The sequence below is a fragment of the Martinezella miluonensis genome (assembly GCF_900094545.1).
Lineage (GTDB): Bacteria > Pseudomonadota > Alphaproteobacteria > Rhizobiales > Rhizobiaceae > Rhizobium > Rhizobium miluonense.
The window spans coordinates 153,040-171,108 of record NZ_FMAH01000003.1; the positions used below are offsets into that span (position 1 = coordinate 153,040).

The window sequence follows — 18,069 nt, forward strand, 5'->3', positions numbered from 1 at the left end:
ATCGCCGCGCTCAAGGGAAGCAGCGGCCTTCCGAGACGTCGGCCGCCTGCCCTCAAATGACCCGGCTTTCGCGGATGCGATCGGCGAGGTCCAGAAAGTTCTGGCGCAAGCGGCGCAGCGTGAAATCAAGGCCAAAGAGACGCCCGCTTTCGCGGAAGCCGATCGACTGGGCAGCTTTCGAGTTCTGAAACGCTTCGAAAGCGGCTTCCAAAGCGCTATCGGCTTCGGACAGGCGCTCGGAATCGATCTCGCTTCCGTCGCGAAGGGCTTTCCCACAAGCCTGGGCAAAATCGGCCTGAGAACGTACGACCTGTGCAGCCTGCGGCCCGAGCGCCGCAACGACCTCGGCCGGAAACGGGGCTTCGAGCAGATGGCTGACATAGGTCATGTCATTGCGGATGCGCCATAGGGAGCGTGGAATAGCGTCGGAAATTCCCTGCCTTGCGAGCCACAGGGCGCGCTCGCGCTGCGCATCGGTCAACAGTGCCTCCGCAGCCACCAGGGATTGCCGCAGCCCGATATTGGCCTCCGTCGCCGACACCGCCTCTCCCTTCTCGGCGGCTGCCGCCAAAGTGCGCAATATCTGCGCCATCACGTCGAGCGCCGAGGCGAAGCGATCGAGCACCACCGTCCGCGATCGCGTCGGCAGGATGACGAGGCTGGCAAGCACCCCGATGACGCCTCCCAGCGTGATCTCGGCAATCCGGTCGATCACGAAAACTTCCACAGGAACCGCCTGGGAATGCGTGAGCATCACGATTGCCGCAGTCAGCCCGGCATTCCGCAGGCGCGGCGCGCGCATGGAAACGAAGCTGGTAATCCCGACGACGCAAATCAGTGCGATCCCGATTGGAAGCGGCTGATGCGGTGTCAGGAAGACTGCAACGCCGCCAAGCACCGCGCCAGCGACCGTCGCCACCAACCGGTCGACGGCCATGCCAGCCGTTGCGCCGACCGAGTTCTGCATGACGATCAACACCGTGAAGACGGCCCAATAGCCCTGCTGGAGATTAAGGAGCTGTGAAAGGCCATAGGTAACCGTGCAGGCAATCATGACCCGCAGCGCCTGTATCGCCGCGCGCTTGGTCTGGATCGAAGAGGTTTTCGGCGGAGCCGGAGGCTCACTTCGACGAGATGCTGTCTCGGTCATCGTGCCGCTTTCCGGATGGAGATGTGTGTTGACAATGGCCGTTCGGGTCTTGCCCCTCCCTCTCCTGCGGTGCCGGCGCTATCGACAGCTCCTTTCCAGACAATGGCAGCATTCTTGCTGATGGGAAAGAAGCGCTGCGAAGCGGATCCGCAACGCCATGCCCTTTCAAACCATTGCGATATCGAAATCCGGGCAATCGCTGTGATTGCCCGGATTTCGATAAGCTAAGGATATTACGACTTGTTGTCAGACCGTCGCTGATGCTGTGACCGAGCCGGGAGATGGCGTAGGTGTGTCGTCGAGAAGCGCCTGTCGCAGCCGCGCCTCCTGCTCCGGCGAGAATGAGGTGCGAAGGATCCTCGCATGCTCGCCTTTGAACTCCGCCAGTACCTTTTCGGGCTGGACCTTGCGGATCAGCAGGAAAAGGGCGGAGCTGTTTGCGGGAATGGTTTCAGCCAGCTTCTTGATGAGGTCGTCGTCGATGCCGTAATCCACCATCGATCCTGCCAGTGCGCCCGATCCCGCGCCAAGTGCACCGCCGACGACCAGGCCCGCCAGAGGGTTCAGAAACAACAGACCGACCAGAGAGCCCCACAAGGCACCGGAAAGGCCGCCGCTGGCCGCGCCTGCGGCGGTCAGATTGACGCTCTGCTTGAGACGAACCTTGCCACTCTCGTCTCTGACCGCGATGACCGCGTCTTCCAGGTCGATCAGATATTCCTTCTCAAGCTGAACGAGACGGTTGAGAACAGTATCTGCCTTGTCTGCATTATCAAAACCAAGCACCACGAGTTCAGACATCGAAAATCCTCCGGGGTCGTATCGACGTGGCAGCAGATAGTGCACTGCAGCGATTAGTGAACAGCGGTGCTGATCAATCGATATGGATGGGTGGCTTTGAACTGCGAGATGACCTCGGCGGCCTGCTTAAGTACTTCGTCCGCACTTTCCGGATCGTCGCGGGCCAGCTCATCGGCGTTGACGCGGATCGCCTCGGCCATATTGCTCGAAAACGCCGCAAACTGCTTGTCGCCCTCGACCAATGCCTCGCGCGCCGCACCTTCCAACGTCAGGGCGACATCGATGAGGATTTCTTCGCGTTCCTCGACGCTCAATTCTTCGATTACTTTCGTTCTGTCTTCCATTTTGATCACTCCGAATAGACGTGATTGCGACCGAGCTCGCAAAGCCTCGATCAATAAACACCTAAGAACGGAGAAATTCGGATTCAAGATCCTCAGATCTTTAGCCGATGTCAGGGCAAAGTCGGATCGACCAGCCGGCACATTCTACGTCGAGGAAATCCAGCTCGCGCTCGAGCCTGATCGCGACCTTGCGGTCGAGCTGTCTTGCGCGCAGCTTGCGAACGATCTCGCTACATTCGGAATGAGTGGACGTGCGCCGGCGCATGGCCAATCGGCTATTCTTCCCACTCCTCTTCGCCTGCCGAAAGCAGATCAACCAGGATGGCTACCATTCCCGCCGGCAAGTGCCGGCCCTCGCCGATCATGGCTTCGTCGCTATTCACCCAAGCCCATGCTTCCGCAAGTTCGGCCGGTGTCGCACCCGTCGCGATGATGTCGGCCGCAAGCGTTTCATCCGTGGGTCCAAGGACAGAAGTAACGTCCTGCAACGTCAATGTCATGTCTCGCTCCCTACCGCTTTCTCGATTGGACAGAGAATAATCCCGATATAGAAGCCTACTGGCGAAATTCCACCGCCACGGCGACAAGTTGCGTGAGCCCTTCGATTCCGGCGAGACAATTTGCTGCGGAATTGCTTCAGCCCCCTTCTGGAAATGCAGCAAGCGGAACAGGATCGGGCCGGCATACGCCTGCTTCTGCCGGGTGATGCACCTGGCCACCTGCTGTCTCAATGCTGAAGAAGGTCTGACTCGTCAGAACCCCGGGCCGGCAGGACCGCCCTTCAGGGTGAAGTAAGCAAAGGCCGCTATGAAAAACGCGACGACGGCGACGATCGTCAGCAAACGCTTCAGCCAGGGCGGCGTTTGTCGTGGCGGTTTCGGCTTGGGACGGCGCTCAAATTTGACAACATTATCTGACATGCTAACCGCTTAGCGAAGATTGAACACTTTGCCAATCCAGTATGAGCGCCAGCGAGGCAACCTTTCTGCAACCAACGAAGTCGCTCAACCCAGTTCCCGATCCGATCTACGACACACCGGGGGCGTGCAAGTAGGTCGCTGTCAATACCCGCAGTCAAAGCAAATGTGCCAGGCTCAAATCGCGAGTGCGTGGCCCGGCATGAGAACAAAATCCACTAAGCTCCCGAAGGTATCTTCTTGAATATACTCAATTCAATTCGCCCTTGGACCGCCCAACAGCGTGCCTTGATCGTCCCATTCCCCGCAGAGCAGGACCTCGCAGAGCGCAAGTCTAAGGCGAATGCCGCCGATGGTCCGGTGGTTGCATTTTTTACCGAGGGCAGCTTTTACGAACAGGAAAGTAAGCGCATGTCCCGCTCGGCCGAACGGCTCGGCCTCAAGGTACATGCCACGGCATTGCCGAGTGCCGGTAGCTGGGTGTTGAATGCCGGCCTGAAGCCCGGCTTCCTGTTGCAGGAAAGAGCAAAGCTGCGCGGACCGTTGCTTTACGTCGACGTCGATGCCGTCTTCCATCGCAATCCCTGGCCGGAACTTCGCAAGCTCGATTGCGATATCGCCGTCTATTACGAAGCCGCCGGCCGTCTGGTCAGCGCGACCATCCTCCTCAACGATACACCCGCGACGGCGCAGCTTCTGGAGCTTTGGCGGCAGGGATGCCTTGCCAATCCTGACATGTGGGACCAGCTCGTTCTCGAAGAGATCATTGCCGAGGATGAGAAAAGCGCCAATCCGCAGTTCCGCGTCGTGAAGCTACCCGTATCCTTTTGCTGGATCTTCGATCGTGTTGAAAATGAAGAGGTCCGTGAGGTCTTCATTGAGCAGCTTCAGGCCAGCCGGGAGGCAAAGAAGCGCAAGCGCTGGTTCGGCCGCATCGGCAAGCGCTTGAAACGCCGTCGCGACCGGATCGATGACATAGAACGGATCTTGGACAGCGGGAGCTGACGGGGTTGTCCTTCGCTTCGAATAGCGCTTGAAGCCAGCACTCAATCGCGATCCGACCGCTGCGCGATCACAACATGTCGCCAAGGGACCAATGGTTGCTCCAGCGGGCATCGATCTCGTCTTCGACATTCTGGTAACGGATGTCGGTGGAAAGACGCAGCCGCTGCCGCTCGTCCTGGTTGGTCGTCGAGGCGTGGATCATGAAGGGCGAGTGGAGCATGATGTCGCCCGCCTCGTAGCCGGCGATCAGCCAGCGGGTATCGAAGCGCTCCGCCATGTCGGGCAGATCCTTCGAAACCCATCCGCCTTCCGTCATGTTGCGATTATAAGCGCTCACACGTTCCTCGGGACTGAAATCCTTGTTCTGTTCGGCGAATTCACGCTCCATTTTCGCGCCGATCGCGTGGGATCCCTCGAGATAGGTCAGGCCGCCCATTTCGACGGGAATGTCTCCGATGGGAATCCATGTGGTCACGACCCGGCTTGTCCCACCGCGCAGATAGACGAGATCATAATGCGCAGGCGTCGCGGTTGTCGTTCCGGGCCGGACATGGCGCATGATCTTGCGCTTGTGCAGATAGGAAATGCCTTTCAGAAACTCATCCATGAAACGAGCCATGCGCGGCTGCGCGCAGAAGCCCTCGTAGGCCACCGAGCGCACCAATGACATCAAACAGCGGTCCACGACCCTGTTATCGGGGGCGATAGCGGAGGCGATCCCATCGCGCGGATCCGTGCCCGGTGCAATCAGACCAGTGGCAGCCATGTGGCCGAACACCCAGCCGCGGAACTCGATGACCTCGTTTCGCGGCAAAAACCCTTTCAACCAGACATATCCATTCTCTTCATAGAGACGACGGATCGCCGCAACGCCGATGCTCGGATCGGTGGGCGTGAGATAACCGAGCCGATTTGGCGCCGTCGACAGGACCTTTTCATTTGCAACAAGGCCAAGCTTCTTCTTGTCAGTCTGCACCGTCTGCACTGAAATCGACATTTCACTCGCCCGAGATTTGAGTTGATGACCCGTTGAATCTAACGAACGAAGCTGCTTTCCTACATGGAGGAAAATAATACTGGACTTTTCGCTCACCATGAAAACGACAGATGCAATCTATCGATCACCTCTCGCCACCATGGGAGGATTGGTGGTCACCGGCAGCGGGAAACAGTATGTCATGCATTCGGTGAAGGCTCGGAAGCTGCCGAGCTATGCGGCCGTTCTGGTCGAACATGGCCAAGGTTTTCTGGAAACCGATGCAGGCGGTCGTCAAAGCGTGAACGGCCCTGCCCTTTTCTGGCTTTTCCCAAATCGCCAGCACTCATACGGCCCCGATGCCGACGGTTGGAGCGAGCGATGGGCGCTATTCGAAGGCTCTCTTGTGCGTGACTTCCTGCGCTTGCGGCTGATCAGCGAGCAGGATCCGATCACGCCTCTTCGCAACCTCGATCGTGCGCAACGCCTCTTCAGCAACCTTCACGCCGACCTGCTCGAGGATACGCCCCTCGCCAGAGCTTCGGCCGCGTCGACACTCCATCAGATCGTCGTCCTATCGGCACAGCAAACGAGCCGGGCCAAGCCTTCGCCGCAGGAGGGCCCTGACATTGCAGGGATCATCGATGCCCTTCGCAGGCGAGCGATGGAGCCGCTCGATATGGTGGCCTTCGCCGCCGAGCATGGCATATCGCCCGCAACACTGCGCAGGAAGGTCGTTGCGGAAGTCGGGCTGTCACCAAAAGGCTTTCAGCTGCGGCTGCGTATGGATCACGCCAAGGAGCTGTTGGCCACGACGGATGACAAGATCGAGATCATCGCCGCCAAGGTCGGCATCGATGATGCGTTTTACTTCTCACGGCTGTTTCACGAGCGGGAAAACTGCACGCCGCGCGAGTTCCGCGCGCAATTCAGAAGAAGCTGAGCTGCCGTGGAATTGGAACTATCCTCACCATGGCCTCATCGAAACCTGTCGCTCACGCTTCGACATTTCCGTCAGTGGGGTTCCGCTCCAAATTCCGCCGTCGCCAGGCTGCCGGTGCCTCTCCGATCCGCTTGCGGAAGAAACGTGAAAAATAGGCCGGATCTTCAAAGCCCACTTCCCGGCCGATATCCTCGATCGAGCGGATGGTGAACATCAACAGCCGCTTGGCCTCAAGCAGCCGCCGCTCAAGCAGCAGCTCCTTGACGGTGAGCCCGAAAATCTCGCGCGCTGCCTTGTCAAGCAGATGCGGGGTCGTAGCGAGCAGCTCGACGTATCGGCCGACCGGCCAATCGCTCCTGTAGTGACGATCGACAGCGCTTCGCAGCGACAGGGCAAGAGCGAGCGTCGGCGAGGCTGCCGGCAATGCAACGCTGCCGCCAAGGCGGCCCATCAGCGAGAGCACGACGCCGATCAGTCCCAGCATGACCTTTTCGCTCTGACCACCGCGATCTGTATATTCGGCGCTCACCATTTCCAGCAGGGCATCGACCCGCTTCCACGACGGATCTTCGGGTCGACCCGTCAGAAAAGTCGGCGTATCGAGGCTGAGATCCACCTGAAGTGCAAGCGCCTTCAGCGTATCGTCCGAGACGGACACGACGATAGCATCCGACTGATCGTCAACGTCGAATCCGTGGATGATATTGCTCGGCACGAAGCTGATGGTCGGAGCGGAAAAATTCCAAGTACTGTCTTCGATGCGATAATGGCCGCCGCCCTTGAACCAATAGGTAATCTGCCCCATCGACGGATGCTTGTGCGACGCAACATGCCCGAAATGCAGCGTTTTCCGGTCCATGACCGTTTCAACATGCAAGAATCCGACATCAAGCACGCGGCTGGGCTCACCGTAGACAAAGAAATTCGGGATCTCGTTCTTCTGCGACATGCCAGAAAAAGTACCAGCGAATTGCCTCCTTTGTCCATGGCTGCAATTGCGGCGGCGACGTAGCATCAGCCATGATCTCAAGGGAGGAATACGAGATGCGAGCTGAAGACCACCGCGGCGACAAGACCCGTCCTTTTACCGGCGCCGAGTATCTGCAAAGCCTGCGCGACGGCCGCGAAGTCTATATCAACGGCGAACGCATCGTCGATGTGACGGCGCATCCATCCATGCGCAATTCCGCCCGCTCGATCGCGCGGATGTATGATGCGCTGCACGACGAAAAGACCAGGGAGCGGCTGACCGCGCCGACCGACACCGGCTCGGGCGGCTACACCCACAAATATTTCCGAGTGGCAAAATCCTCCGCCGAACTCGTCGCGCAGCAGGGCGCCATCGCCGATTGGGCGCGCATGTCCTATGGCTGGATGGGCCGCACCGCCGATTACAAGGCCGCCCTCATGAACACGCTCGGCGCCAATGCCGACTGGTACGGTCCGTTCAAGGACAATGCGTTGTCCTGGCACAAGCGCGCGCAGGAATCCGTGCTGTTCATGAACCACGCGATCGTCAATCCACCGATCGATCGCCACAAACCGGCCGATGCCGTCAAGGATGTCTTCGTCCACATCACCAAGGAGACCGATGCGGGCATTTATGTTTCCGGTGCCAAGGTGGTGGCGACGTCCTCGGCCCTTACCCATTACAATTTCCTTGCCCAGAGCTCGGCAACAGTCACGGAAGATCCGTCGCTGTCGGTCATGTTCATCGTTCCGATGAATGCGCCTGGTATCAAGATGTTCTGCCGCGTCTCCTATGAGCAGACCGCCAATACTGTGGGACAACCCTTCGACTATCCGCTATCGTCACGCTTCGACGAAAACGATGCCATCCTGGTGCTCGACAATGTCTTCGTGCCCTGGGAAGACGTGCTCGTGCTGCGCGATGCGGCCAAGATCCTCTCCTTCCATCCGGCCTCCGGCTTCATGCATGGCTATTGCTTCCAGGGCTGCACGCGTTTCGCCGTCAAGCTCGACTTCATCGCCGGACTGCTAGCGAAAGCACTGCGCGCGACCGGCGGCGATGCCTTCCGCGGCAATCAGGCGGCACTCGGCGAGGTTATCGCGCTCCGCCACATGTTCTGGTCCTTCTCCAACGCCATGGCCTACAATCCGCAACCTTGGGCGAATGGCGCAGTGTTGCCGAACATGGAAGCCGCCCTTTCCTATCGCACCTTCATGTCGGAGGCCTATCCGCGCGTCATCGAAACGGTGCGCAAGGTCGTCGCCTCCGGCCTCATCTACCTGCCGTCCTCCGCCAAGGATTTCGGCAATCCGGAGATCGACCGCTATCTCGCGCAGTATGTACGCGGCTCCAACGATATGGGCCATATCGAGCGCATCAAGATCATGAAGCTGCTGTGGGACGCGACCGGCACCGAGTTCGGCGGGCGGCACGCTCTCTATGAGCTCAACTATGCCGGCGCGCCGGAGGAAGTCCGCCTGCAGGTTCTGAAAGGTGCCGAGCGCGGCGGTCGGCTGAAGGAAATGGAGGCGCTCGTCGATCGCTGCATGAGCGATTACGACGAAAACGGCTGGACCGGTGATACCTGGCTTCCGCCGCTTGGGCAAACCTCCCCTATCCGCAACGCTGCCGAGTGAGGCCGTTGCCATGGAGGAGCAACTCTCGAAAACCGAATTCCGCAACGCGATGGCCAGGGTCTGCGCACCCGTCAACGTCATCACCACCAACGGCCCTGCCGGTCGCGGCGGCTTCACAGCGACGGCCATGTGCAGCGTCACCGACGAGCCGCCGACGCTGCTGGTCTGCATGAACAGCCGCTCGATGCAAACGGCGCTCTTCTTCGAAAACCGTCGCTTCTGCGTCAATGTCCTGACGCAGGAGCACAAGGAGCTGGCCGGCTATTTCGCCGGTCAGCGCGCCGACATGGAAGAGCGCTACGCCGCTGCGGAATGGATCAACTTCCGCTCTGGCAGCCAGGCGCTCTCCGACGCCATTGTCTCCTTCGATTGCCGACTGACGGAGGCTCGCCTCGTCGGCACCCATCATATCTTCATCGGCGAAGTGATTGATATCCGCAGCCGCAGGGATGGGCATGCCCTTCTCTATTTCGACCGCAACTATGTGCATGTGCCGACCCAGACGGGCAGCTTCGGCGGTTAAGTGCCGGGATGGGGACGTTGCCGGAGCGCGCGGAGGACGGCTGACACGCAATGCCGACCGTTGATCGCCCAATAGCGACGACGCGCTTTCCTTTCTGCAACGTCTGAAAGCTGCTAAGATCGACTCCACGGGATGGAGGCGCCGATGAGCGATCTGGTTCTGAACACTTTCGATTGGGTTCCCGAGAAGCCGCGCGGTTATGTCCGTGACCTGCGCGTCCGTTGGGCTATGGAAGAGGCCGGGCTCCCCTACAGCGTCAGAGGCGTGCCGTTTCGCGATCGGGATGCCGAGCATTTCGCCCACCAGCCTTTCGGCCAGGTGCCGTGGCTGACCGATGGCGACATCTCGATCTTCGAGAGCGGCGCGATCCTGCTTTACCTCGGAGAGCGCAGCGATGTGTTGATGCCCTCCGATCCGCATGGCCGCAGCAAAGCGCTGGAGTGGTTGTTTGCCGCCCTCAACTCGGTGGAAATGGCAAGCCTGCCCTGGTCGATCATGATGTTCTCTGGCCACACCGATGACACGCCGGCCTGGAACCGCTTGCAGCAATTTCTCACTGCCCGGCTCCAGCGTATGGAGCCGGTATTGGCCGCACGCGAATGGCTGGCGGGCACCTTCTCCGTCGCCGACATTCTCATGGCGGATGTGCTGCGTCTCGTCGACCGATTCGACGGATTGGCGGAATATCCCGCCTGCCGCGATTATGTGGCGCGCGCCCTTGAGCGCCCTTCATTCGCGAAGGCACATGCGGACCAAATGGCACATTTCGCGGCCGGAGACAGCGCCAGACATTGACGGTCACGTGACCGTCAGGCCGCAGCATCTCCGAGATAGAGACGATGCAGATGCGCCGGATCGCCGGCGAGCGTCGCGCAATCGCCATCATAGACGATCACCCCTCGGCGCAGCACATAGGCGCGGTCGCCGATCGCAAGCGCGAGCGCCGCGAACTGTTCGACTAGAATGACCGCCATGCCGGCATCGGCCAGTTGCCTAACAGCCCGCATCAGGCGGCTGACAATGACAGGCGCGAGACCAGAGGACATTTCGTCGATCATGATCACCTTCGGCCGTGTCAGCAGCGAGCGGGCGATGACGACCATCTGCTGCTCGCCGCCGGACAACATGCCGGCCTTGATGTCACGGCGCTGACGCAGCTCCGGGAACAGCTCGTAAGCCTCCTTGAGATCGTCGGCGGAATCGAGCGCGACCTTGAGATTTTCCTCCGTGGTCATCTCCGGAAAGACGGTTCGTCCCTGCTCGACGTGGCTGATGCCGGCGCGGGCGCGCAGACCGGCGCGCAGCTTCAGAAGCTCCGAGCCGTCCATGGTGACCGAGCCGGCCGCGGCTGGGATGATGCCCGACAGGCTTTCGAGCAGCGTGGTCTTGCCCGCACCGTTCGAGCCAAGCAGCACGCTGATCTCGCCGCTCGACACGGCAAGATCCACGCCGCGAACGACCGGGATACCGGATCGGTTGACGACGAGGCCGTCAATGGAAAGTGCGGTCATTCGGCGGCCTCTTCAAGTTCGATGCCCATGTAGGCCTTCTGGACGATCGGCATGGCAAGCACGCTTTGCGGGGCGCCGTTGGCGATCACGCGTCCGAAATCGAATACCGTGATCGCCGAGCAGGCCCGCCGCACGAGATCCATGTCGTGCTCGATCAGAAGCACGGCACTACCGAAGGTTTCGGGGATGGCGGCGATGCGCTCACCAAGCTTGACGGCATCGGCATAGGATTGGCCGGCGGCTGGCTCATCGAGAAGGATCACGGGCGGCCGCGAGGCGACAACGCCGGCGACATCGAGCAGACGCCGCGTACCCGCATCGACCGATGCGATCGGCGCATCGGCCGGCGGACAATCAAACCATTGCAGAATAGCGGAAAGTTCGTCATCGCTGATGGCGCCTGCGGCGAGCCGGACATAGCTTCCGACGCTGAGCTCCGGCGCAATGCGGGTCGTCTGCCAGGTGCGGCGGATGCCCAATCGAGCCCGACCCGTCGCGGAGAGGCCTTCGAGGGGCTTGCCGTTGAGCTTCACCGAACCGTCATAGCGGCCGATGAATCCGGCGATCGCATCGACCATGGTCGACTTGCCGGCACCGTTCGGTCCGACAAGGCCGACAACAGTGCGCGCGGGCACCTTGAGATTGACCTTGTCGAGTGCGACCACAGCACCGTAGCGGACGGTCAGATCGCTGACCTCGAGCGCCAATCCCTGTTCGTGCGCCGCAGTCGCCGGCAGGCGGCCGGCTTCTCGGTGAGCGGAAGCTTTTCTGCTCCCCGGCAGCACCTTGCCGGCAAGCCGCGTCCATGTCTCGCTGATCGTCTCGCCCGACGAAAGGGCGTGCACCGCACCGATGGCAAAGAAGACATTGCCGACATCCTGCGGCAGATTGAGCCTGCGTAGGAGTTCCGGAAACAACGTGATTAAGATGCCGCCGATGACAGCGCCGAGCGTGAAATGCGCGCCGACCATCGTCGCCACGGCAAAGAGTGCCAGCGACTGCATCATCGAGAAGTTTTCAGAAACCAGCGTCCCCAGATAGCCGGCGAGCAGGCCGCCCGACACGCCGGAAATGAAGGCGCTGATGGCGAAGGCGCTGAGCTTGGCGCGCGGTATCGAAACGCCATGAGCCGCCGCTGCCCGCTCCGAATGCCGTACCGCAAGCCAGGAAGCCCCAAGCCGCGAACGGCTGACGAATTCGAGGCTAACGGCAATTACACCATAGGTAAGAAGCACGAAGAGGAAGAAGCTGCGGTCGCTCTCAAAAAGTTCCGGGCGCACGACCTGCGTGAAGGTCGTTTGGCCGGGAAAGGTGATCGTCGCCAGCACGGTGTCAAAGGCAGCCGCGAAGCCGAGGGTGACGATTGCCAGATTGATACCGCGCAGACGTAACGCTGGCAGGCCGATGGCAATACCGACCGGCACGGCCGCAAGACCGCCAATGATCATCCAGACGATAAGACCGCCAGGCGCCTCGATGACATTCAGATATCCCGTGACCCAGGCGCCGACGCCGGCAAAGGACATCTGACAGAGCGAGATCATGCCCGTGCGGCCGGCGACGAGACCAAGGCTTTGCAGGGCAATGCCGGTGATGAAGACGGCTGTGAGCAGAAACACCCAGTATTTGGGCAACAGCAAAAGAATGATTGCACCGACTGCGGCAAGCGACAGGGCTGTGACGGCGGCGGCGCGGAAACTAGCGTGCTTCATCCCAGCGGGCTCCTCTTTGCGACCATAGGAGGACGGCAAGAATGACGATGAATGGAACGGTGCTTCGATACTGGCTTATTAAATCGATGGTGCTGACCGCACCCTCCAATACGCCGATCGTCACGCCGCCTAGAAGGGCAGCGCGGAAGCTGGCGAAGGCGCCGATCAGCGCAGCAGCCAGAGCGGGCACGACGAGGAGGCTCAGCGACGAGAAATCGGGGGAGCGCACCGGCGCGATAATCATCAGCGCGAAGGAGGTCACGCCGCCGGTCACAGCCCAGACGCCGAGCGCTAGCAGCCGTACGCGGATGCCGATCAGCTCAGCTGCCATCGGCCGCTGCGACAGGGCTCGCAATTGCAGTCCTATCCGAGTGCGCGCGAGGAATTGCTCCGTCAGCACGGTGAAGACGACGGAGAGAAGCAGTGTCGTGACGGCCGCCCAGGTGACTTCGACGCCGGCAAGGCGGAAGGCCGATCCGGGGATCAGTTCGGGGAAATAGTGCGGGTGCTGGCCGCCGGTCAGGCGCAGGCCGATGGCGATGATGCCAACCAGAAGCGCCGCCGTTACCGCCGCTTTGGTCGATGCGTTGGCGTTGGCAAACCAGGTTGTCATGACGAGCCCTATCAGGACCCCGGCCAAGGCGCCGGCCGCAATGCCCAAAAGCGTTGCCGGCAGCAACGGCATGCCGGCCTCGTGCAGCGCGACCATGATGAAAGTACCCGTGGCGCCGATCGCGGCACCGGTAAAGTTCACCACGGCCACCAGGCGGTAGGTGAAGATCGCGCAGACGCCTAGGATGGCATAGGCCCCGCCTGCAGAAAGACCAGCCACAGCGGCTGTAAAGAGAGCGTTCATTACGGAACTCCGGAAGCGGGCATTGCCGCCTCACCAGATCAGATCATCGTCACGGCTCGATACCCGGCCTTGCTCCGATGTGGATAAGGCCGGGCAAGTAGCCATCTTACTTGGCCTTCGCCAGCGTGTACCAATCCGGCGTCTTGACGGTCCACTTGCCATCGACAAGCTGCATGACCTTGGTCGCCTTCATAGGCGAATGAGCCCTAGCTTCGCCGAAGACATAGGGGCTGCCGGCGAGCGAATATTGCATTTCCTTGCCTGCCTTCAGCGCCGAGGTGACGGTTTCGCGCGTCACTTCGCCGTCAATGCCCGAGATCGTGTCAATCATCACCTTGGCGGCGAGATAGCCCCCTTGCGAGAAGGCGGTCTTTGCGAGGCCAGCCTTGTCCATGGTCTTGGCCCAGTCGGCATTGGCGGCGGTGTTTTCGGTATAGGGCTCCCATTCCGTGCCGACGTAAACGGGCTGCTTGCTGTCGGCCAATGCCTTGGCAACGCCCTCAGTATAGCCGGGTGCGAGGAAGAGCCAGTTGATACCCGAAATCTTCTGCGCATCCGCAGTCTTCACCCATTGCACCACGCCCGGCTCGACCTGATTGGTGAGTACAGCGTCGCAGCCGGCATCGCGCGCTTTGATGACGTAAGGCGTGAGATCACCCTGCGGCGGCAGAGTCATGTCGACAAGACCAACCTTGTTGCCGCTCAGTTTCTGCCAGGCTGCAACCGCGTTGCCATAGGCTTCCTGCGTGCCACCGAGGATCAGGAAGAAGGCGCAAACCTTCTTCGCTCCGAGGTTCTTTGTCGCATAGTCAAGCATGACCGTGGTCAGCGTGAAGGGGCCGACATTGACAGGAGAAATGCTCGGCGCATTGAAGCAGAGTGGATCGACACCGACGCCCTGAACCGCGAGCACATCGTTGCGGTTGTAGGTACCGGCATTGACGGCGCAGTCGAGCAGGCTTGCACCACCTGTAAGAGCCACAACGCCCTTGTTGTCGATCAGGTCGCGTGCCGCCTGGGCAGCCACTTGCGGGTCGCCCTTGTCGTCGGCCAGCGAATAGTCGATCTTGCAGCCGTTGATGCCGCCGGCATCGTTCAGCTGCTCGAAGACAGCCTTGGTGGCCTTCGGCGCATCGGAAAAGTCGACTACGCCGGTGACGGTCGAGACGGCGCCGATCTTGATCGGCCCACTCTTGCAGGTCGGCCCTGCGGCAAAGGCGGACGAACCGGTAAATGCCAGACCGGCAGCGGCCAGGCCAACGGCGATGAGTGTGGATGTCAATTTCATTCTCTTCCCTTCCCTCCGTGTAATTTGCGGCGTTTCCTCTTCGCCGCGCCAGCTAGCGCTGGTAGACCGGCTCGCCCGCGAAGTATGTGGTGAGCACCTTGGTGTCGGCGATTTGATCGGCCGGCACTTCGAAGACATTTTGATCAAGCACGATGATGTCTGCGGATTTGCCGGCGACAAGCGAGCCGGCTTCATTGTCCAGCCGCATCGCCTTTGCCGAATTGAGCGTGTAGATTTCGATTGCCGAGGCGAGATCGATCGCCTGCTCTGCCCAGAGCGAAACACCCGGGAAGGCGCCGGACGGGTTCTGCCGCGTCACCATGCCTTCAATCCCGTTCCACGGATCCGGGATCGGAATGACGGGCCAATCGGAACCGCCCGCCAGCAATGCGCCGGTGGCCTTCATGCTCGCGATCGGCCAGAAACGCGTTGCCCGCTCCTCGCCCATCACTTCCTTATGACCTTCCAGGAAGGTCGTCGGATACCAGATCATCGGGCAGAGATCGGCGACGACGCCGAGTGCCGCGAAGCGGCTGATATCCTCGTCGCGCAGATAGCTCGCATGAGCGATGTGATGCTTGATATCGGTCGGACCGTTGAAATGCCGGACGGCTTCGACCGCATCGAGCATTTCGGTCACGGAATGGTCGCCCGCGCAGTGGATCTTCAACCCCATGCCGAGCTTTTCGGACTTGTCGATTTGGCGGACGAGATCGGGATAGCTCACCAACACTTCGCCGCGATAGCCGTGCGGATGTGCGGCATCCGCGACATAGGCGTCATGGAAAGCCGCCGTGCGCGCGCCGGGAACGCCATCCAGAAAGATTTTCGTGAAATTCGGCTTCACATGCTCGGTGCGATATTCGTCGCGCAGCGCCAGCAAGGCGTCGCCCGAAAGGCCGAACATGAAGCTCGGCTCGATCAGCGGCAGCGAGGTAACGGCCCAGGCCGTCAACCTGCCCTTTACATCCAGATTCTTGAGCGCCTTGAGGATCGGCAGCACCGAAGCCGCGTCCTGGAAAGCGGTCACACCATAGGAATTGACGGTCTCGATGGCGCGGGCCACGGCAGCCTCGCCCATTTCCTCGGTGAAGGCCTCGGCCGCGGTCCGCTCGACGATACCAGAGGCGGATTCGACCAGCAAACCGGTCAGCCTGCCGGTGACGGGATCACGGCCGAAGGAGCCTTGCGGCGGATCGGGCTGGTTGTTGGAAATGCCGGCAAGCCGCATCGCCTCGCTGTTGACCCAGCGGTTGTGCATGGTCTCGTCGCGCAGAAGAACGGGATGCCCGAGGCTCGCCTCATCCAGCTTCCCGAGCGAAGCCTCGCTGTTGATCGCCGTAATCATATCGGCGCCCCATTGATTGGCGACGATCCACTGCCCGTGCCGTGCGATCTCGGCCTGCTTGCGCACATGAGCGCAGATCGCCTCGATCGAGGCGCCGGCGGGAATCTGCGTTTCGAACAGCTCGGCTTGTCCGCCCATCATGATGTGATTGTGGACGTCGATGAAACCCGGCATCGCCATCTTGCCGGCGAGATCGACAACACGTGTTTCCGGCCCCTTCAACGCTTCGATGTCAGCGCGATTGCCGACGGCCAGGATGCGGCCGTTCTTGATGGCGAGAGCCTCGGCCCAGGGCTGGCTCGGCTCCACAGTATAGATTCGTCCATTGATAAGAATGAGATCGGCAAAGCCGAGCGAAGCCGTCATGTTCAGTTCCCGCTTAGATTCATTATTTGAACCATTTATTCAAATATTGAGAGTGATGCAGGGCTCAGCGTTTGTCAATATAGTTCACACGTTAAATATATCGACGTGAGTACCATCAGCGCGAGCAACCTCAGAATTTCGCGCACGGGATATCGGTCGCTCGCGAAGCATTTGCTTCCGAGACGGTGGAAGCCGGCGCGCTTTCGCGCCGGTCGTTTGCTGGGGACTATCGCCTCAGAGCTGAATCCAGGCGGTTTTCAGATCGACATATTTATCGAGTGCGTGCAGCGACTTGTCATGGCCATTGCCCGACTGCTTGACGCCACCCAGCGGCACGCTGTTGTCGGCGCCGCCATAGGTGTTGACGTGCACGACTCCAGCCTGGATCCCGCGAACCATCCGATGGGCCCGCGACAGGTTCGACGTCCAGACGGCCGAAGCAAGGCCATATTCGGTGGCATTGGCGATCTGCAGGGCTTCAGCCTCGGTCTCGAACGGAATGATTGACAGGATCGGCCCGAAAACCTCTTCGCGCGCCAAGGTCATGGACGGCGTGACATCGAACACGGCCGGCCGCATATAATAGCCGCCGGTCTCCTCGAGGATACGTGAACCGCCTGTGCGCAAGGAAGCGCCCTCGGACAGGGCCTGCCCGACATAGCCGAGATCCTTCTTCAGCTGTATCTCACTGGAGATCGCACCGGCTTCGGTCGATAGATGCAGGGGATCACCGACCTTCATCGCATCGGCGATACGTGCAACTTTTTCGGAAAATGCCTCGTGGATCGATTTCTCGACGAGCAGGCGGGAGCCGGCGACGCAAACCTGACCGGAATTGCGGAATATGCCGTAGGCCGACACCTTGGCAGCCTGATCCAGATCCGGCGCATCGGCAAAGACGATGTTCGGAGACTTGCCGCCGAGTTCGAGATAGACGCGCTTCAGGTTCGACCGCGCCGAATATTCCAGAAGCCGTCGCCCGATGGGACCAGAGCCGGTAAAGGCCAGAACATCGACATCCATGTGCAGGCCGAGAGCCTCGCCGCTGACGGCACCGCGACCGGTGACGACATTGAAGACCCCTTCGGGTAGTCCCGCCTCGGCACAAAGCTCGGCAAGCCGCAGCAGCGTCAAGGACGCGCCTTCAGCCGGTTTCAGCACGACGGAATTGCCGGCCGCAAGAGCCGGCGCGATCTTCCAGGCGCCGATCATCATCGGAAAATTCCACGGCACGATGGCAGCGACGACGCCGATTGGCTCGCGGTGAACAAGGCCAAGAACGTTGCTAGCTGTCGGCGCGATCTCGCCATAGACCTTGTCAATCGCCTCGGCATAGTAACGGAAGGTGCCTGCAGCGCTGCCCGGCTCCGCCTTCAAGGCCATGGAGATTTCCGTGCCGTTGTCGCGCACGCCGAGTACGGCGAGTTCAAGCGCATTCTTCTCGATCAGCTCGGCGATCTTCAGCAGAACCTTTTTGCGCTCGGCGGGAGCCGCTTTCGACCAGCTACCCTTTTCGAAGGCCTCACGCGCAGCCTTGACGGCGAGATCGACATCCTCCGTGCCAGCGTCGGCGATGGTGGTTAGCCTTTTTCCGTCGATCGGCGAGATGACGTCCATGACACTGCCGCTAACCGACGGATGCCAAGCGCCACCGATGAACAGCGATTGCGGGGAAACGGACACCGTCCGAAGCTGATCGATCTTATCCTGCATCTCATTTTC

Annotated in this window: 19 protein-coding genes; 5 read left to right on the plus strand and 14 right to left on the minus strand. The window is 60.6% G+C overall.

What is annotated here, in order from left to right; translation table 11 throughout:
• Positions 1–52: 52 nt before the first annotated feature.
• The 6 genes from GA0061102_RS04715 to GA0061102_RS33100 form a co-directional block, all read right to left on the minus strand.
• The gene (locus GA0061102_RS04715; protein ID WP_092844523.1) at positions 53–1,150 is read right to left on the minus strand and encodes an FUSC family protein; all 1,098 of its coding nucleotides are present in this window, start codon (positions 1,148–1,150) and stop codon (positions 53–55) included.
• Between the two features lie 246 nt (positions 1,151–1,396).
• Positions 1,397–1,951 carry a DUF1269 domain-containing protein gene (locus GA0061102_RS04720; protein WP_092844524.1) on the minus strand — a complete coding sequence of 185 codons (555 nt, stop codon included), beginning with the start codon at positions 1,949–1,951 and terminating at the stop codon, positions 1,397–1,399.
• A 53-nt stretch (positions 1,952–2,004) separates the two neighbouring features.
• Positions 2,005–2,295, minus strand: a complete 291-nt coding sequence (locus GA0061102_RS04725) for a hypothetical protein (RefSeq protein ID WP_092844525.1) — start codon at positions 2,293–2,295, stop codon at positions 2,005–2,007.
• A gap of 100 nt (positions 2,296–2,395) precedes the next feature.
• Positions 2,396–2,560 carry a hypothetical protein gene (locus tag GA0061102_RS32890; RefSeq protein WP_159432143.1) on the minus strand — a complete coding sequence of 55 codons (165 nt, stop codon included), beginning with the start codon at positions 2,558–2,560 and terminating at the stop codon, positions 2,396–2,398.
• Positions 2,561–2,570: 10 nt separating this feature from the next.
• Positions 2,571–2,795, minus strand: a complete 225-nt coding sequence (locus GA0061102_RS04730) for a hypothetical protein (RefSeq protein WP_092844783.1) — start codon at positions 2,793–2,795, stop codon at positions 2,571–2,573.
• 252 nt (positions 2,796–3,047) lie between these two features.
• Entirely contained in the window at positions 3,048–3,215 is a 168-nt protein-coding gene (locus tag GA0061102_RS33100; protein WP_092844526.1) for a hypothetical protein, read from the minus strand.
• Between the two features lie 408 nt (positions 3,216–3,623).
• On the opposite strand from GA0061102_RS33100, the gene GA0061102_RS04740 reads away from it, so the two are divergent.
• The gene (locus GA0061102_RS04740; RefSeq protein ID WP_092844785.1) at positions 3,624–4,217 is read left to right on the plus strand and encodes a putative nucleotide-diphospho-sugar transferase; all 594 of its coding nucleotides are present in this window, start codon (positions 3,624–3,626) and stop codon (positions 4,215–4,217) included.
• A 67-nt stretch (positions 4,218–4,284) separates the two neighbouring features.
• On the opposite strand, the gene GA0061102_RS04745 is transcribed toward GA0061102_RS04740, so the two are convergent.
• Positions 4,285–5,214, minus strand: coding sequence for a phytanoyl-CoA dioxygenase family protein (locus GA0061102_RS04745; protein ID WP_092844527.1), 930 nt, complete (start codon positions 5,212–5,214; stop codon positions 4,285–4,287).
• Between the two features lie 97 nt (positions 5,215–5,311).
• Between GA0061102_RS04745 and GA0061102_RS04750 the strand changes: the two genes are divergently transcribed.
• A complete protein-coding gene (locus GA0061102_RS04750; RefSeq protein ID WP_092844528.1) occupies positions 5,312–6,136 on the plus strand; it encodes a helix-turn-helix domain-containing protein in 825 nt (274 codons plus the stop codon).
• 52 nt (positions 6,137–6,188) lie between these two features.
• Here GA0061102_RS04750 and GA0061102_RS04755 read toward each other — a convergent pair whose 3' ends face one another.
• A complete protein-coding gene (locus GA0061102_RS04755; RefSeq protein WP_092844529.1) occupies positions 6,189–7,085 on the minus strand; it encodes a helix-turn-helix domain-containing protein in 897 nt (298 codons plus the stop codon).
• Positions 7,086–7,180: 95 nt separating this feature from the next.
• On the opposite strand from GA0061102_RS04755, the gene GA0061102_RS04760 reads away from it, so the two are divergent.
• The 3 genes from GA0061102_RS04760 (at position 7,181) to GA0061102_RS04770 (ending at position 10,061) form a co-directional block, all read left to right on the plus strand.
• A complete protein-coding gene (locus GA0061102_RS04760) occupies positions 7,181–8,743 on the plus strand; it encodes a 4-hydroxyphenylacetate 3-hydroxylase N-terminal domain-containing protein (protein WP_092844530.1) in 1,563 nt (520 codons plus the stop codon).
• A gap of 10 nt (positions 8,744–8,753) precedes the next feature.
• Positions 8,754–9,266, plus strand: coding sequence for a flavin reductase (locus tag GA0061102_RS04765; RefSeq protein WP_092844531.1), 513 nt, complete (start codon positions 8,754–8,756; stop codon positions 9,264–9,266).
• Between the two features lie 144 nt (positions 9,267–9,410).
• Positions 9,411–10,061, plus strand: a complete 651-nt coding sequence (locus tag GA0061102_RS04770) for a glutathione S-transferase family protein (RefSeq protein ID WP_092844787.1) — start codon at positions 9,411–9,413, stop codon at positions 10,059–10,061.
• 14 nt (positions 10,062–10,075) lie between these two features.
• Here GA0061102_RS04770 and GA0061102_RS04775 read toward each other — a convergent pair whose 3' ends face one another.
• The 6 genes from GA0061102_RS04775 to GA0061102_RS04800 form a co-directional block, all read right to left on the minus strand.
• Entirely contained in the window at positions 10,076–10,777 is a 702-nt protein-coding gene (locus GA0061102_RS04775; RefSeq protein ID WP_092844532.1) for an ABC transporter ATP-binding protein, read from the minus strand.
• Positions 10,774–12,489, minus strand: a complete 1,716-nt coding sequence (locus GA0061102_RS04780; RefSeq protein WP_092844533.1) for a branched-chain amino acid ABC transporter ATP-binding protein/permease — start codon at positions 12,487–12,489, stop codon at positions 10,774–10,776. The genes GA0061102_RS04775 and GA0061102_RS04780 overlap by 4 nt, the downstream gene beginning before the upstream one ends.
• On the minus strand, positions 12,476–13,345 hold the full coding sequence (locus GA0061102_RS04785; protein ID WP_092844534.1) for a branched-chain amino acid ABC transporter permease: 870 nt from the start codon (positions 13,343–13,345) through the stop codon (positions 12,476–12,478). Before GA0061102_RS04785 ends, GA0061102_RS04780 begins: the two co-directional genes overlap by 14 nt.
• 106 nt (positions 13,346–13,451) lie before the next feature.
• A complete protein-coding gene (locus GA0061102_RS04790; protein WP_092844535.1) occupies positions 13,452–14,633 on the minus strand; it encodes an ABC transporter substrate-binding protein in 1,182 nt (393 codons plus the stop codon).
• Positions 14,634–14,685: 52 nt separating this feature from the next.
• Positions 14,686–16,347 (minus strand): amidohydrolase, encoded by a 1,662-nt coding sequence (locus GA0061102_RS04795; protein WP_092844536.1) that lies wholly within the window; start codon positions 16,345–16,347, stop codon positions 14,686–14,688.
• Between the two features lie 234 nt (positions 16,348–16,581).
• Entirely contained in the window at positions 16,582–18,060 is a 1,479-nt protein-coding gene (locus GA0061102_RS04800) for an aldehyde dehydrogenase (RefSeq protein WP_092844537.1), read from the minus strand.
• Positions 18,061–18,069: the final 9 nt, after the last annotated feature.